This is a genomic window from Streptomyces sp. NPDC036984 (genome assembly GCF_055607665.1).
Genome location: NZ_JBVJRL010000002.1, coordinates 546,769 through 561,353 on the forward strand (window position 1 = coordinate 546,769; position 14,585 = coordinate 561,353).

At 70.3% G+C, this 14,585-nt stretch carries 11 protein-coding genes, 1 tRNA gene and 1 riboswitch; of the genes, 10 read left to right on the forward strand and 2 right to left on the reverse strand.

Annotated elements, in window-relative coordinates:
• Positions 1-115: 115 nt before the first annotated feature.
• The 9 genes from ACZ7DL_RS06485 (at position 116) to ACZ7DL_RS06525 (ending at position 10,719) form a co-directional block, all read left to right on the forward strand.
• Positions 116-1,384 (forward strand): cytochrome P450 family protein, encoded by a 1,269-nt coding sequence (locus ACZ7DL_RS06485; protein ID WP_470771859.1) that lies wholly within the window; start codon positions 116-118, stop codon positions 1,382-1,384.
• A gap of 167 nt (positions 1,385-1,551) precedes the next feature.
• Entirely contained in the window at positions 1,552-2,598 is a 1,047-nt protein-coding gene (locus ACZ7DL_RS06490) for a transglycosylase family protein (RefSeq protein ID WP_470771861.1), read from the forward strand.
• A gap of 183 nt (positions 2,599-2,781) precedes the next feature.
• A riboswitch (cyclic di-AMP (ydaO/yuaA leader) is annotated at positions 2,782-2,957 on the forward strand.
• Between the two features lie 4 nt (positions 2,958-2,961).
• Complete coding sequence (locus ACZ7DL_RS06495) at positions 2,962-3,645, forward strand: transglycosylase family protein (protein ID WP_470771863.1); 684 nt, start codon at positions 2,962-2,964, stop codon at positions 3,643-3,645.
• 305 nt (positions 3,646-3,950) lie between these two features.
• Positions 3,951-5,231, forward strand: a complete 1,281-nt coding sequence (eno, locus tag ACZ7DL_RS06500; protein WP_470771866.1) for a phosphopyruvate hydratase — start codon at positions 3,951-3,953, stop codon at positions 5,229-5,231.
• A 99-nt stretch (positions 5,232-5,330) separates the two neighbouring features.
• A complete protein-coding gene (locus ACZ7DL_RS06505; RefSeq protein WP_470771868.1) occupies positions 5,331-5,807 on the forward strand; it encodes an FtsB family cell division protein in 477 nt (158 codons plus the stop codon).
• Positions 5,808-5,855: 48 nt separating this feature from the next.
• Complete coding sequence (locus ACZ7DL_RS06510; protein ID WP_470771869.1) at positions 5,856-6,392, forward strand: DUF501 domain-containing protein; 537 nt, start codon at positions 5,856-5,858, stop codon at positions 6,390-6,392.
• Complete coding sequence (locus ACZ7DL_RS06515) at positions 6,389-7,381, forward strand: Ppx/GppA phosphatase family protein (RefSeq protein WP_470771870.1); 993 nt, start codon at positions 6,389-6,391, stop codon at positions 7,379-7,381. Before ACZ7DL_RS06510 ends, ACZ7DL_RS06515 begins: the two co-directional genes overlap by 4 nt.
• 445 nt (positions 7,382-7,826) lie before the next feature.
• Complete coding sequence (locus ACZ7DL_RS06520; RefSeq protein WP_470771871.1) at positions 7,827-9,206, forward strand: NAD(P)/FAD-dependent oxidoreductase; 1,380 nt, start codon at positions 7,827-7,829, stop codon at positions 9,204-9,206.
• A gap of 220 nt (positions 9,207-9,426) precedes the next feature.
• A complete protein-coding gene (locus ACZ7DL_RS06525) occupies positions 9,427-10,719 on the forward strand; it encodes a class I SAM-dependent methyltransferase (RefSeq protein ID WP_470771874.1) in 1,293 nt (430 codons plus the stop codon).
• A gap of 73 nt (positions 10,720-10,792) precedes the next feature.
• On the opposite strand, the gene ACZ7DL_RS06530 is transcribed toward ACZ7DL_RS06525, so the two are convergent.
• Positions 10,793-13,321, reverse strand: coding sequence for an ABC transporter permease (locus ACZ7DL_RS06530; protein WP_470771876.1), 2,529 nt, complete (start codon positions 13,319-13,321; stop codon positions 10,793-10,795).
• Positions 13,321-14,091: an ABC transporter ATP-binding protein gene (locus ACZ7DL_RS06535; protein ID WP_470771878.1), complete on the reverse strand. Its 771-nt coding sequence runs from the start codon at positions 14,089-14,091 to the stop codon at positions 13,321-13,323. Before ACZ7DL_RS06535 ends, ACZ7DL_RS06530 begins: the two co-directional genes overlap by 1 nt.
• A 390-nt stretch (positions 14,092-14,481) precedes the next feature.
• Between ACZ7DL_RS06535 and ACZ7DL_RS06540 the strand changes: the two genes are divergently transcribed.
• Positions 14,482-14,565: transfer RNA gene (locus ACZ7DL_RS06540), tRNA-Leu, on the forward strand.
• Positions 14,566-14,585: the final 20 nt, after the last annotated feature.

A 14,585-nucleotide genomic window follows, 5' to 3' on the forward strand; every position in this document is an offset into this window, starting at 1 on the left:
CTCGTGCCCGCCCGGGTCCGTCCCCGGTGGCCGCCCAGGTCTCCGCCGTAGCCGCCCGGGTCCGCCCCCGGTGGCCGCCCGGGTCCCCCCGAGGCACTCCCGATACCGTCGAGGAGTGACCGACCAGCCCCAGCCCCCGACCGCTCCCGCTCTCTTCACGTGGGAGTTCGCCACCGACCCCTACCCCGCCTACGCCTGGCTGCGCGAGCACGCCCCCGTGCACCGGACGCGGTTGCCGAGCGGCGTCGAGGCATGGCTGGTCACCCGGTACGCCGATGCCCGGCAGGCCCTGGCCGACCAGCGGCTGAGCAAGAACCCGGCGCATCACGACGAGCCCGCGCACGCCAAGGGCAAGACCGGCATCCCCGGCGAGCGCAAGGCCGAGCTGATGACGCACCTGCTGAACATCGACCCGCCGGACCACACCCGGCTCAGGAGGCTCGTCAGCAAGGCGTTCACGCCCCGGCGGGTCGCCGAGTTCGCGCCCCGGGTGCAGGAGTTGACGGACCACCTCATCGACCAGTTCGCGAAGGCGGGTTCCGCCGACCTCATCCACGAGTTCGCCTTCCCGCTGCCCATCTACGCCATCTGCGACCTGCTCGGCGTCCCGCGCGAGGACCAGGACGACTTCCGGGACTGGGCGGGGATGATGATCCGGCACGGCGGCGGGCCCCGGGGCGGGGTCGCCCGGTCGGTGAAGAAGATGCGCGGCTACCTCGCCGAGCTGATCCACAAGAAGCGCGAGGCGCTGCCCGCCGCGCCCGTGCCCGGCGAGGACCTCATCTCCGGACTCATCCGCGCCTCCGACCACGGCGAGCACCTCACCGAGAACGAGGCCGCCGCCATGGCCTTCATCCTCCTCTTCGCCGGCTTCGAGACGACCGTCAACCTCATCGGCAACGGCACCTACGCCCTGCTGACCCACCCGGAGCAGCGCCACCGCCTCCAGGACTCCCTCGCCCGCGGCGAACGCGGCCTGCTGGAGACCGGCGTCGAGGAACTGCTCCGCTACGACGGCCCGGTGGAGCTGGCCACCTGGCGGTTCGCCACCGAGCCGCTCACCATCGGCGGGCAGGACATCGCGCCGGGCGATCCGGTGCTCGTCGTACTCGCCGCCGCCGACCGGGACCCGGATCGGTTCGCCGACCCGGACGTGCTCGACCTCGCCCGCCGCGACAACCAGCACCTCGGCTACGGCCACGGCATCCACTACTGCCTCGGCGCGCCGCTCGCCCGCCTGGAGGGCCAGGCCGCGCTCGCCACGCTGCTCACCCGCCTGCCCGACCTGCGGCTCGCCGCGGACCCTGCCGACCTGCGCTGGCGCGGCGGACTCATCATGCGCGGCCTGCGCACCCTGCCGGTCGAGTTCACCCCCACCGCCTGAACACAGCCTCGCCAGCGGACATGACAGACGTTCAACTCTGTGATCTTCACGTGATCTGTGCGGCATTAACTTGTGACAAGTGATCGTCTGCCGATACGTTCACCCATCAGCGCGGCGACGGGCACCATCCGCCGCGCCGGCCCTGCTGTCGCTCGAAAGGCTTCTGCATGCTCTCCGGGAACGGTCGACACCGTCGCCCCCGCCAGGCTCCCGCCCTCCTCGTCGCGGCCGGCGTGACCGGCTCCGCCATCGCCATCCCGCTCCTCGGTGCGGCGAGCGCCAACGCGGCCGACGGCACCACGTGGGACAAGGTCGCCGAGTGCGAGAGCGGCAGCTCCTGGAGTGCGGACACCGGCAACGGTTACTACGGTGGTCTCCAGATCTCGCAGGAGGACTGGGCCACGTACGGCGGCACCCAGTACGCGGACAGCGCCGACCAGGCCAGCCGTTCGCAGCAGATCGCCGTCGCCGAGAAGATCCTCGCCGACAAGGGCACCGCCCCCTGGGCCACCTGTGCCCTGCTGTCCGGGTTGACCACGGACTCGGGCTCGGTGGACGTCGACACGGGTGTCGGCGAATCCGATGACGCCGAGGGTTCGGGTGACGCGTCCGGATCGGGCCACAAGTCCGACAGCTCCGGTACCTCCCAGTCGTCCGGCAAGCCGGATTCGCCGTCCTCCGACGGCGCCGACTCCGACACCGGCTCCGGTACCGGTTCCTCCTCGGGCACGACGGACACGCCGAGCACGAAGCCGGGCAAGGACGCCGGTACGGCCACCGGTTCCACCGGGACCAACACCCCCAAGTCCGACAAGTCCGCCACGCCGGACCGGGGAAGCTCGCAGGGCGCCGACAGTGCGTCCCCGGCCGCTCCGGCCACCGGCAATACGGACAACCCCCAGCAGGCCGCCGGTTCCTGGAGCCTGGTCGACACCGGAGCTCTCGGAGGGGGCGGACGTCACCGGGGTGTGAGCGCGGACGAAAGCGTGACAAACGGTCAGGAAGCCGCCTCGTCCGGTCGGCATGCCTCGCGCGAACCGGGTACCTACACCGTCCGTCAGGGTGACTCCCTCGCCTCCATCGCCGACTCCCTTGACGTCGACGGCGGGTGGCACGCGCTCTACGCCGACAACAGGAACGCCATCGGGTCCGACCCGAACCGCATCACCGCCGGTCAGACCCTGGAAGTCGAGGACGAAACGGGCGCGGAGTAGCGGGAGTTGACGCCCCACTTAACGCCCTAATGTCCGATTTGGCGAAAGTGTGGGATGAGTCTCAGAAGCCCTGATCGTCTTTGAAATTCCGCGGATCGCGTGTCTACGGTCGAGGCCGCTCGTCACCGCGAGCCCCGGCATCCGCAACGCCGAATCCTGCCAGCGGCTGCCCGGGAACAGTCGTCGCGTCAAGCGCCGCAGGCAGGAGCGGGGGACCCAAGGTAAGTGCCGGGACCAGCAGTTGAGGCTGGAACCGGCTGGGGGTGAAGCCGCGCCTCACGCACAGCGTGAGGTGTGGCCGGGCAACTCAACCGGCCCGAACCCGACAGCTCACCTCGCAGGCGTCGGTGAGGGGATCGATCCATGCTGTTTTCCGGCAAGGGCAAGCACCGTCGCCCGTCCAAGGCCGTCCGCGCCATCACGCTCGCCGGTGTCACCGGCGCCGCCGTCGCCGCCCCGCTGATGGCGGCCGGCAACGCCTCCGCCGCCACCGCCGCCGAGTGGGACACGGTCGCCCAGTGCGAGTCCGGCGGCAACTGGGCCATCAACACCGGCAACGGCTACTACGGCGGTCTCCAGTTCTCCGCCTCCACCTGGGCCGCGTACGGCGGCACCGCCTACGCCTCGACCGCCGACAAGGCCTCCAAGGCGCAGCAGATAGCGGTCGCCGAGAAGGTCCTCGCCGCGCAGGGCAAGGGTGCCTGGCCGGTCTGCGGCACGGGCCTGTCCGGCACCCCCTACAACGGCTCCGCCCCGAGCACCCCCTCGACCTCGGGCGGCACCACCACCCGCTCCACCGACCAGCAGGCCGCCTCCCGCTCCGCCGAGCGTCCGGCCGCGTCCGCGAGCAAGACCGTCACCACCCCGACCGGCAAGAAGGTCAAGAAGGGTGACGGCGAGTACAAGGTCGTCACCGGCGACACCCTCAGCACCATCGCCGAGAAGCACGGCGTCAAGGGCGGCTGGGAGAAGCTGTTCGAGCTGAACAAGGACATCGTCGAGGACGCCAACCTCATCTACCCGGGCCAGCAGCTGCACCTGAAGTAACAGCCGGCTCCGAGCGCAAGCCGCAGGGCCCGCACCTCCGTGCGGGCCACGCTGAAGGCCCCCGTGCGGGCCACCCCCGTCCCCACGGGCTCCCCGTCCCGGTGCGTGTTCCCCCGTACGCACCGGGACGGGGCTTTTTTGCGTCCGTCGACGCGGAGCCCTTTGTTTCGGGTCAAAACAAAAGGTACGGTCAGCTTGTCCACGGGGCGGTCGGTCGGTGGCCGACGCCCACGGGACGGTTAGGCTCTAGTCGCAAGGCACACCAGCCCCGCACTTCCAGCGTCACATCCAAGAAGGAGATGCTCGTGCCGTCCATCGACGTCGTCGTAGCCCGGGAAATCCTGGACTCCCGAGGCAACCCCACGGTCGAGGTCGAGGTCGGCCTCGACGACGGCAGCACGGGTCGTGCCGCCGTTCCGTCCGGCGCCTCGACCGGCGCCTTCGAGGCCATCGAGCTCCGCGACGGCGACCCGAACCGCTACCAGGGCAAGGGTGTCGAGAAGGCCGTCCTCGCCGTCATCGAGCAGATCGGCCCGGAGCTGGTCGGTTACGACGCCACCGAGCAGCGCCTGATCGACCAGGCCATGTTCGACCTGGACGCCACCGACAACAAGGGCTCCCTCGGCGCCAACGCCATCCTCGGCGTCTCGCTCGCCGTCGCCCACGCCGCCTCCGAGGCCAGCGACCTCCCGCTCTTCCGCTACCTGGGCGGCCCGAACGCGCACCTGCTGCCGGTGCCGATGATGAACATCCTGAACGGCGGTTCGCACGCCGACTCCAACGTGGACATCCAGGAGTTCATGATCGCCCCGATCGGCGCGGAGTCCTTCTCCGAGGCGCTGCGCTGGGGCACCGAGGTCTACCACACCCTGAAGAAGGTCCTGAAGAGCAAGGGCCTGTCCACCGGCCTCGGCGACGAGGGCGGCTTCGCCCCGAACCTGGGCTCCAACCGCGAGGCCCTCGACCTCATCCTCGAGGCCATCAAGGAAGCCGGTTACACCCCCGGCGAGCAGGTCGCCCTGGCGCTCGACGTCGCCGCGTCCGAGTTCTACAAGGACGGCTCCTACGTCTTCGAGGGCAAGGAGCGCTCCGCCGCCGAGATGACCGAGTACTACGCCGAGCTCGTCGAGGCGTACCCGCTCGTCTCCATCGAGGACCCGCTGTTCGAGGACGACTGGGAGGGCTGGAAGACCATCACCGCCAAGCTCGGTGACAAGGTCCAGCTCGTCGGCGACGACCTGTTCGTCACCAACCCCGAGCGCCTGGCCCGCGGCATCGAGGAGGGCGCGGCCAACGCCCTGCTGGTCAAGGTCAACCAGATCGGTTCGCTGACCGAGACCCTGGACGCCGTCGAGCTGGCCCAGCGCAACGGCTTCAAGTGCATGATGTCCCACCGCTCCGGCGAGACCGAGGACGTCACCATCGCCGACCTGGCCGTCGCCACCAACTGCGGCCAGATCAAGACCGGCGCCCCGGCCCGCTCCGAGCGCGTAGCCAAGTACAACCAGCTGCTGCGCATCGAGGAGATCCTCGACGACGCCGCGGTGTACGCCGGCCGCAGCGCGTTCCCGCGCTTCAAGGGCTGAGCCTTCCCGGGCTAAGTCGTAGCCAGTCGTACGTACGTCCCCGTACCCGGTCCCGTACCGTGTCCGGGGACGTACGCGCGTGTGACGGGAGGCGGGAAGATGGCCGTGAAGGACCGGGACCGGTTCTCCACCGCGACCAGGCTCAGGCTGCTCGGCGAGCAGACCGCGGCCCGGGTCTACCGCTCCCAGACCAAGCGGCAGGCCCGCCGCTCCCGGCTCACCGGCCGCGCGGCACTGCTCGCGCTGGTGCTGTGCTCGCTGGTCGTCGCCCTCGCCTACCCCATGCGGCAGTACGTCTCCCAGCGTGCGGAGATCGCCGACCTCCAGCGGCAGCAGGAGCAGGCCCGCCGACGCGTCGAACAACTGCGTGACCTCAAGGCGCGCTGGCAGGACGACGCCTACGCCGAGCAGCAGATCCGGCGCCGGCTGCACTACGTGATGCCCGGCGAGACCGGGTACGTGGTCGTCGACCCGGGCGCGGCCAAGCAGTCCCGCGCCGAGTTCGGGGCCGCCCGCCGGCCCTGGTACGCGAACGTCTGGGACGGTGTCGACAAGTCCGACGCCTCCGACCAGTGACCGGTCCGCCGGGCCGGTAACCGACAGAAAGCCAGTCTGAAAGCAGTCATGGAAACGCCTCCGCCGCCCACTCCGCGCACCGAGCCCACCGACGCGGACGTAGCGGCCTTCAAGCAGCAGCTGGGCCGTCCGCCGCGGGGCCTGAGGGCCATCGCGCACCGCTGCCCGTGCGGTCAGCCGGACGTCGTGGAGACGGCACCGCGCCTGCCCGACGGCACGCCCTTCCCGACGACGTACTACCTGACGTGTCCGCGCGCCGCCTCGGCGATCGGCACGCTGGAGGCGAACGGCGTCATGAAGGAGATGACCGAGCGGCTCCAGAGTGATCCCGAGCTGGCCGCCGCCTACCGGGCCGCGCACGAGGACTACATCCGGCGCCGGGACGAGATCGAGGTCCTGGCGGGCTTCCCGAGCGCGGGCGGCATGCCGGACCGGGTGAAGTGCCTGCACGTCCTGGTGGCCCACTCGCTGGCCGCGGGGCCGGGTGTGAACCCGCTCGGCGACGAGGCGATCGCGATGCTGCCGGAGTGGTGGGCCAAGGGACCGTGCGTGACGTCCGACGACACCGAGGGGGACGAGCAGTGACCCGCGTCGCCGCCGTCGACTGCGGCACCAACTCCATCCGTCTGCTGGTCGCCGACGCCGACCCGGAGACGGGCGAACTCACCGAGCTGGACCGCCGCATGACGATCGTGCGGCTCGGCCAGGGGGTCGACCGCACCGGCCGGCTCGCCCCCGAGGCGCTGGAGCGCACCTTCGCCGCCTGCCGCGAGTACGCGGCCGTCATCAAGGAGCACGGCGCCGAGCACCTCCGCTTCGTTGCCACCTCCGCCTCCCGCGACGCCGAGAACCGGGACGACTTCGTGCGCGGCGTCCTCGACATCCTCGGTGTCGAGCCCGAGGTCATCACCGGCGACCAGGAGGCCGAGTTCTCCTTCACCGGGGCGACCAAGGAGCTGACGGGCCAGAACCAGGGGGGCGCGCAGCGCCCTTCGACCGAGAGTGGTGGGCGCCGGGTGGGCGACCTGACCCCGCCCTACCTGGTCGTGGACATCGGCGGCGGCTCCACCGAGTTCGTCGTCGGCGACGACCACGTGCGCGCCGCACGGTCGGTGGACGTCGGCTGTGTGCGGATGACCGAACGGCACCTGGTGCTCGACGGCAAGGTGAGCGACCCGCCCACCGAGGAGCAGATCGCCGCCATACGGGCCGACATCGAGGCCGCCCTGGACCTCGCCGAGGAGACCGTGCCGCTGCGCGAGGCGCACACCCTGGTGGGCCTGGCCGGATCCGTCACCACGGTCTCCGCGATCGCCCAGGAGCTGCCCGAGTACGACTCCACGCGCATCCACCACTCCCGGATCTCCCGCGACCGCGTCCGCGAGATCACCGAGTGGCTGCTGCGCTCCACGCACGCCGAGCGCGCCGCGGCCCCGTCCATGCACCCGGGCCGGGTCGACGTCATCGGCGCGGGCGCCCTCGTCCTGCTCGCGATCATGGAGCGGATCGGCGCCGAGGAGGTCGTCGTCAGCGAGCACGACATCCTCGACGGCATCGCCTGGTCGGTGGCGTAGCTCTCTTTTGTTACTCGCCGGTAGCCGTCTGCTGAGCAGGTTGGATAACGTTTGAGCGGTGTCGAGGGCCCCTTCAAGGGGCCCTTCGGCCCTGCCGCGCGGAAAGCTTCGTGAAGTTCTTCACAAGGATTTCCCTCGCGCCGCACCCCGGAACCGGGCCCGCGCCCCCCTCCGGGGGGTCAAGGGCCGTTTGAACGTGTTCAGGCGAGGGGCGTGGAAGGGCTCCGGAAGGGGTTGTTCCGAGGGGGTCACCGGCTCCTCACGAGCCCCCCGCGGGCCCGGAGAGGCAGCTCACGCGCCCTTGACAACGGGGCGAACCGCCCCGCGGTTCCCCCTCGCCCGCATGACCTGAGTCACGCGAGCCGCGGAGTTTAACACAGGCCCTGTCGGAGCTTGTGAAGGGGCGCACGAGCGACCCCCTCCGGGCGGGTGGATACTCGATGGCATGAGCACCACGGAGCGTCCCAGGATCCTCGTAGTAGGCGGTGGGTACGTAGGCCTGTACGCAGCTCGGCGCATTCTCAAGAAGATGCGCTACGGCGAGGCGACCGTCACGGTCGTCGACCCCCGGTCGTACATGACCTACCAGCCCTTCCTCCCCGAAGCCGCCGCCGGCAACATCTCCCCTCGCCACGTCGTCGTCCCGCTGCGACGCGTGCTGCCGAAGGCGGAGGTCCTCACCGGTCGGGTCACCACCATCGACCAGGACCGCAAGGTCGCCACGATCGCCCCGCTGGTGGGCGAGGCGTACGAGCTGCCCTTCGACTACCTGGTCATCGCGATGGGCGCGGTCTCCCGCACCTTCCCGATCCCCGGCCTCGCCGAGCAGGGCATCGGCATGAAGGGCATCGAGGAGTCCATCGGCCTGCGCAACCACGTCCTGGAGCAGCTGGACAAGGCCGACTCCACGACCGACGAGGAGATCCGCCGCAAGGCGCTCACCTTCGTCTTCATCGGCGGTGGCTTCGCGGGCGCGGAGACCATCGGCGAGGTCGAGGACATGGCCCGGGACGCGGCCAAGTACTACAAGAACGTGTCGCGCGAGGACATGCGTTTCATCCTCGTCGACGCCGCCGACAAGATCCTTCCCGAGGTCGGCCCCAAGCTCGGCCAGTACGGCAAGGAGCACCTGGAGAGCCGGGGCGTGGAGATCTACCTCTCCACCTCCATGGACTCCTGCGTCGACGGTCACGTCGTGCTGAAGAACGGCCTGGAGGTCGACTCCAACACGATCGTCTGGACGGCCGGCGTCAAGCCGAACCCGGCCCTCGCCCGCTTCGGTCTGCCGCTCGGCCCGCGCGGCCACGTCGACTGCGAGCCCACGCTCCAGGTCAAGGGCACGGACTACATCTGGGCCGCCGGTGACAACGCACAGGTCCCGGACCTCGTCGGCCGCAAGGCGGGCAACGAGAACGCCTGGTGCCCGCCGAACGCCCAGCACGCGCTGCGCCAGGCCAGGGTCCTCGGCGACAACGTGATCTCCGGTATGCGGGGCTTCCCGCAGAAGGAGTACGAGCACGCCAACAAGGGTGCGGTGGCCGGTCTCGGCCTGCACAAGGGCGTGGCGATGATCGTCATGGGCAAGATGAAGATCAAGCTCAAGGGCCGCCTCGCCTGGTACATGCACCGTGGCTACCACGGTCTGGCGATGCCGACCTGGAACCGCAAGATCCGCGTCTTCGCCGACTGGACCCTCGGCATGTTCCTCAAGCGCGAGGTCGTCTCCCTCGGCGCCATGGAGAACCCGCGCGAGGAGTTCTACGAGGCCGCGAAGCCGGCGCCGGTCGCCGCCCCGAAGGCCGAGGAGAAGGCCAAGGCTTCCTGACCTTCCGGTCGGCACCCTTTCCACCTCCGGTCGCGAGACCATCCGAAGGACCTCCCGCCATCCGTGGTGCGGGAGGTCCTTCGGCGTTCCCCGGACCCTTATCTGCATGGCCTCTACATCTGCTTTGCCGAGTTGTAACTCCTTTGCGGGACTGTGCGGAACAGCAGACGGTGTTTACGTGGTTACCGGCATCCGGGATCTCGTCTTGGAGGTGTGCGCCATGGCCGACGCCGCGTCGCGGCTGAGGAGTCTTGCCGAACAGGTGCTGGGAGCCCCGCTCCCGATGCGCGTGAAGGCCTGGGACGGATCGCAGGCCGGGCCGCCGGGGGCACCGGCGCTCGTCCTGCGCAACCGCCGCGCCCTGCGCCGCATGCTGTTCAAACCGGGCGAGCTGGGGCTCGCCCGGGCCTGGGTCTCCGGCGACCTGGAGGTCGAGGGCGACCTGTACACCACGCTCGAGGTGATGGCCAGTCTGGTCTGGGAGCGCGACGAGGACGCCCGCGGTCTGCTCGAAGCCGTCCGCGACCCCGTCGTCCGGGCCGCCGTCCGCGACCTGCTGAAACTGGCCGGCCCGCCCATCCCGCCCGCCCCGCCGCGCGAGGAGGTCCGCAGACCGCGCCGGGCTCTGCACACCCGCCGCACCGACAAGCGGGCCATCAGCCACCACTACGACGTCGGCAACGACTTCTACGAGCTCGTCCTCGGCCCCTCCATGGTGTACTCCTGCGCCTACTGGGAGCAGGACGGCACCCTGGAGACCGCCCAGCGCGACAAGCTCGAACTCGTCTGCGCCAAGCTCGGCCTGAGAGAGGGTCAGCGACTGCTGGACGTCGGCTGCGGCTGGGGCTCCATGGCCATCCACGCGGCCCGCGAGCACGGCGTGAGCGTCGTCGGGGTCACCCTGTCCCAGGAACAGGCCGCCTACGCCCGTAAGCGCGTCGCCGACGAGGGACTGACCGACCGGGTGGAGATCCGGGTCCAGGACTACCGGGACGTCGCGGACGGCCCCTTCGACGCGATCTCCTCCATCGGCATGGCCGAACACGTCGGCGCCGAACGGTACCTGGAGTACGCCCGTCGGCTGTACGCCCTGCTGGGCCCCGGCGGCCGGCTGCTCAACCACCAGATCGCCCGCCGCCCGCAGCGCGACGAGACGGCGTACGAGGTGGACGAGTTCATCGACGCCTACGTCTTCCCCGACGGCGAACTCGCCCCCATCGGAACCACCGTCACCCAGCTGGAGCGGGCAGGCTTCGAGGTCCGGGACGTGGAGTCCATCCGCGAGCACTACGCCCGCACCCTGCGCCGCTGGGTGACCAACCTGGAGGCCGACTGGGACCGCGCGGTCGAGCTCACCAGCCCCGGCCGCGCCCGGGTCTGGCTGCTGTACATGGCCGCCTCCGCGCTCGCCTTCGAACGCAACCGCATCGGCGTCAACCAGGTCCTGGCGGTCCGCACCCCCGAGTCCGGCGCCTCCGGACTCCCACTGCGCACCCGCACCTGGAACGCCTGACGGGCCGGTGCGACGACAGGGGCCCCGCAACCGCGGGGCCCCTGTCGGTGCCGTACGGGCCGGTGCCGTACGGCTACTCGGCCTTGATGGCCGCCAGCATGTTCAGCCGGGCCGCGCGGCGGGCCGGCCACAGGGCGGCCAGGACGCCGACCGCGCCCGCCAGCAGCAGGAAGACCGCCATCCGACCCCAGGGCAGGACCAGTTCGTACGTCGGCATCTTCGTGCCCAGCAGCTCACCGGCCGCCCAGCCGAAGAACACGCCCAGGCCGATGCCCAGCACGCCGCCGAACAGGGAGATCACCAGGGACTCCAGGCGGACCATCCGCTTGATCGCCCTGCGGTCCAGGCCGATCGCGCGGAGCATGCCGATCTCCTGCGCGCGCTCGAAGACGGACATGGCCAGGGTGTTGATGACGCCGAGCACCGCGACGATCACCGCCATGCCGAGCAGGCCGTAGACCATGTTCAGCACCTGCGTGAACATCTTCCCGATCTCATGGGAGATGTCCTGCTTGTCCTGGACCTTGATCGCCGGGTTGGAGCCGAGGGCCTTCTCCAGCCCGTCCTTGGCCGCGTCCGAGGCGCCGTCGGCGGTCTTGACCATGACCTGCATGTCGGCCGGGTCGGTCAGGTGCGGGGTGAGCACCTTGTTGTCGAGGATGATCCCGTTGAACATGTCGTTGCCCTCGTACACCCCCGCGACCGTCAGCCGCCGCGCCTTGCCGTCCTCGAAGTGCGCGGTGAACCGCGAACCGGCCTTCCAGCCGAAGTCCTCGGCCCGCTCCTCGTCCACGACAACCCGCGTGCCGCCCACCGCGAAGGAGCCGTCGGTCACCTTCAGGTCCGTCAGCTCGCCGATCGCCGCGCCGTTGACGCCGGTCAGGAACTCCGTCCTGCCGTCGATGCGGGACTCACCGTTGCGTAGCGGGCTGCTCGCGGTGACCCCGTCGACCGCGGCGACCTTCTTCTCCACATCGGGGGAGAGCGGGCCGCGGTTGGCCATCGAGACGACGTAGTCGGCGCGGATCGCCGAGCTGGCCATCTTGTCGATGGACGTCTGGAGGCTGCCCGCCATCACCGTCATGCCGGTGATCAGGGTCAGGCCGATCATCAGCGCGGAGGCGGTGGCCGCGGTGCGGCGCGGGTTGCGCACCGAGTTCTGGCGGGCCAGCTTGCCCGACACCCCGAAGGCGCGCAGCACCGGTGCGGCGGCGGCGATCAGCGGGCGGGACAGCAGCGGGGTCAGGACGAACACGCCGACGATGAGCAGAACCGCGCCGATGCCCATCGCGCCCTGGCCGGTGTCGGCGTCCATCCTCGTGCCGGCGAGGACCACCGCGACGCCGGCCGCCGTGAACAGCGAGCCCAGCGTGTTGCGCAGCACCAGCGACTTGGTGGTGGCCTTGGCGTGCACGCTGCTCATCGCCGCCACCGGCGGGATCTTCGCGGCCCGGCGGCCGGGCAGCCAGGCGGCCAGCATGGTGATGAGGATGCCGACAGCGAGGGCGGTCACCACCGTGCCGGGGCTGATCACCAGCGGCCCGTCGGGCACGCTCGCGCCGAACGAGCCCAGCAGGGAGCGCAGGCCCGCGCCGATGCCGATGCCGGCGGCCAGGCCGGTCACGCCGGCGACCGTACCGACCGCGAACGCCTCGATGAGCACCGAGCGGGTGACCTGGCGGCGGGAGGCGCCGACCGCGCGCAGCAGGGCCAGTTCCCGGGTGCGCTGGGCGACCAGCATGGTGAAGGTGTTGGCGATGATGAACGTGCCCACGAACAGGGCGATGCCGGCGAACACCAGCAGGGTCTGCTTCAGGCCGCTCATGGACGAGGAGATCACCTCGGCCTGGTCGTCGGCGAGCTGCTTGCCGGTGGTGGTCTCCACGAGCCTGGCCGGCAGGGCCTTGTCCAGCGCAGACTTGAGCGCCGTCTGGCTGGTGCCGGCCGCGGCCCGCACGTCGATCTCGTCGTACGTGCCCTTCTTGCCGAACAGGGCCTGTGCGGTGGGCGTGTCGAACAGGGTGAGACTGCCGCCGGCGGCCACGTTGCCGTCGTCGGTGGTGAAGATGCCGCTGATGACGGGGGTGAGGACCGGGCCGTCGACGGACAGGCGCACGGTGTCGCCGACCCGGTAGCCGGCGCGCTTCGCGGTCGCGGAGTCGATCAGCACCTCGTCCCTGCCGTGCGGGGCGCGGCCGCTGACCAGCGGGTAGCGGGGGTCCTTGGTGCCCCAGTAGTTGCCGCCGGCGGACTGCCAGTCGCCGCCGACGAGCTTGCCGTCCTTGCCGGCGACGGCGGTGAAGCCGGTGACGACACCGGTGGCGGAGGCGGCACCGGGCACCTTGGCGGCCTTGTCGAGCAGCGCCTGGGTCAGTTCGGGGTTCTTGCCGACCGTGTCGCCCTCGGAGTCCTGGTACTCGGGCTGTACGGCGACGTCGACCTGGTCGAAGCCCTTGGCGGAGCTCTTCTGGTAGGCGTCGGAGATGGTGTTGGTGAAGACCAGCGTCCCGGAGACGAACGCCACGCCGAGCATGACGGCGAGCACGGTCATCAGCAGCCGGGCCTTGTGCGCGAGGACGTTGCGCAGGGCGGTGCGGAACATCAGCTGGTACGGCCCTTCGCGTCGAACTGCTTCATGAGGTCGAGCACGGAGTCGGCGGTGGGGCCGTACATCTCGTCGACGATCCGTCCGTCCGCGAGGAAGATCACGCGGTCGGCGTAGGCGGCGGCCACCGGGTCGTGGGTCACCATGACCACCGTCTGGCCCAGCTCGCGCACGGAGTTGCGCAGGAAGCCGAGCACTTCGGCGCCGGAGCGGGAGTCGAGGTTTCCGGTCGGCTCGTCACCGAAGATGATGTCGGGCCTGGACGCCAGGGCGCGGGCGACGGCCACGCGCTGCTGCTGGCCGCCGGACAGCTGCGATGGCCGGTGGCTGAGCCGCCCGGACAGCCCGACCATCTGGATGACCTGGTCCAGCCACGCCTTGTCCGGCTTCCGGCCGGCGATGTCCATCGGGAGGGTGATGTTCTCCAGGGCGGTCAGCGTCGGCAGCAGGTTGAACGCCTGGAAGATGAAGCCGATCTTGTCCCGGCGCAACTTGGTGAGCTGTTTGTCCTTCAGCTTGCCGAGCTCGGTGTCGCCGATGCGCACCGACCCGGAGGAGAAGGTGTCCAGTCCGGCCACGCAGTGCATCAGCGTGGACTTGCCGGAGCCGGACGGCCCCATGATCGCGGTGAACTCGGCCTGCCGGAAGTCGACCGAGACCTGGTCCAGGGCGACCACCCGGGTCTCACCCTGCCCGTAGATCTTCGACAACTCCGTGGCGCGTGCGGCCACAGCGGTGGTCCGGCCGGCGGTGGGTGTGGTGGTCACGGGACGGTGCTCCTGTCGGGACGACGTGTGTTCCTGGGGACCGTTCCATCGTCTCGGCGCGGGGGGCGCGTGTAGTCAGTCGCTGTTCCGGTTCCGGGGGGCGACTCGGGTCGGACGCAGGGGCCCGGTGTCATACCTGGGGAGGACGGGCGACCCTGACTCCCGCCGTGTTGAGAACAGGTGGAACACCCTCGTTCGGACGGTGAAATTCCGTCATTTCACGTACGCGCGCGCAGCCGTCACGTCACGCTATTGGCAAGTGCGGATGGCGCGTTCCGGCGGCTGATGCACCCTCAGACGCCAATAAAATAAGACAACATCGGTCCACCCGTCCGCTGTTCGGGGGATGGGTCCCGATAGGCTCGAACCTCGAAGCGGAGCCCATGGCCTGCCCGGATGGTGGAATGCAGACACGGCGAGCTTAAACCTCGCTGCCCCTTCGCGGGCGTGCCGGTTCAAGTCCGGCTCCGGGCACCTTCCTCCCCTTTGCCGCG

What these genes read in the sequence shown, in the direction of transcription:
- ACZ7DL_RS06520 (WP_470771871.1), top strand. Translation starts at nt 7,827, where the DNA reads ATGAGCACCACGGAGCGTCCCAGGATCCTCGTAGTAGGCGGTGGGTAC.
- ACZ7DL_RS06510 (WP_470771869.1), top strand. Translation starts at nt 5,856, where the DNA reads ATGGAAACGCCTCCGCCGCCCACTCCGCGCACCGAGCCCACCGACGCG.
- ACZ7DL_RS06530 (WP_470771876.1), bottom strand. Translation starts at nt 13,321, where the DNA reads ATGTTCCGCACCGCCCTGCGCAACGTCCTCGCGCACAAGGCCCGGCTG.
- ACZ7DL_RS06505 (WP_470771868.1), top strand. Translation starts at nt 5,331, where the DNA reads ATGGCCGTGAAGGACCGGGACCGGTTCTCCACCGCGACCAGGCTCAGG.
- ACZ7DL_RS06490 (WP_470771861.1), top strand. Translation starts at nt 1,552, where the DNA reads ATGCTCTCCGGGAACGGTCGACACCGTCGCCCCCGCCAGGCTCCCGCC.
- ACZ7DL_RS06495 (WP_470771863.1), top strand. Translation starts at nt 2,962, where the DNA reads ATGCTGTTTTCCGGCAAGGGCAAGCACCGTCGCCCGTCCAAGGCCGTC.
- ACZ7DL_RS06525 (WP_470771874.1), top strand. Translation starts at nt 9,427, where the DNA reads ATGGCCGACGCCGCGTCGCGGCTGAGGAGTCTTGCCGAACAGGTGCTG.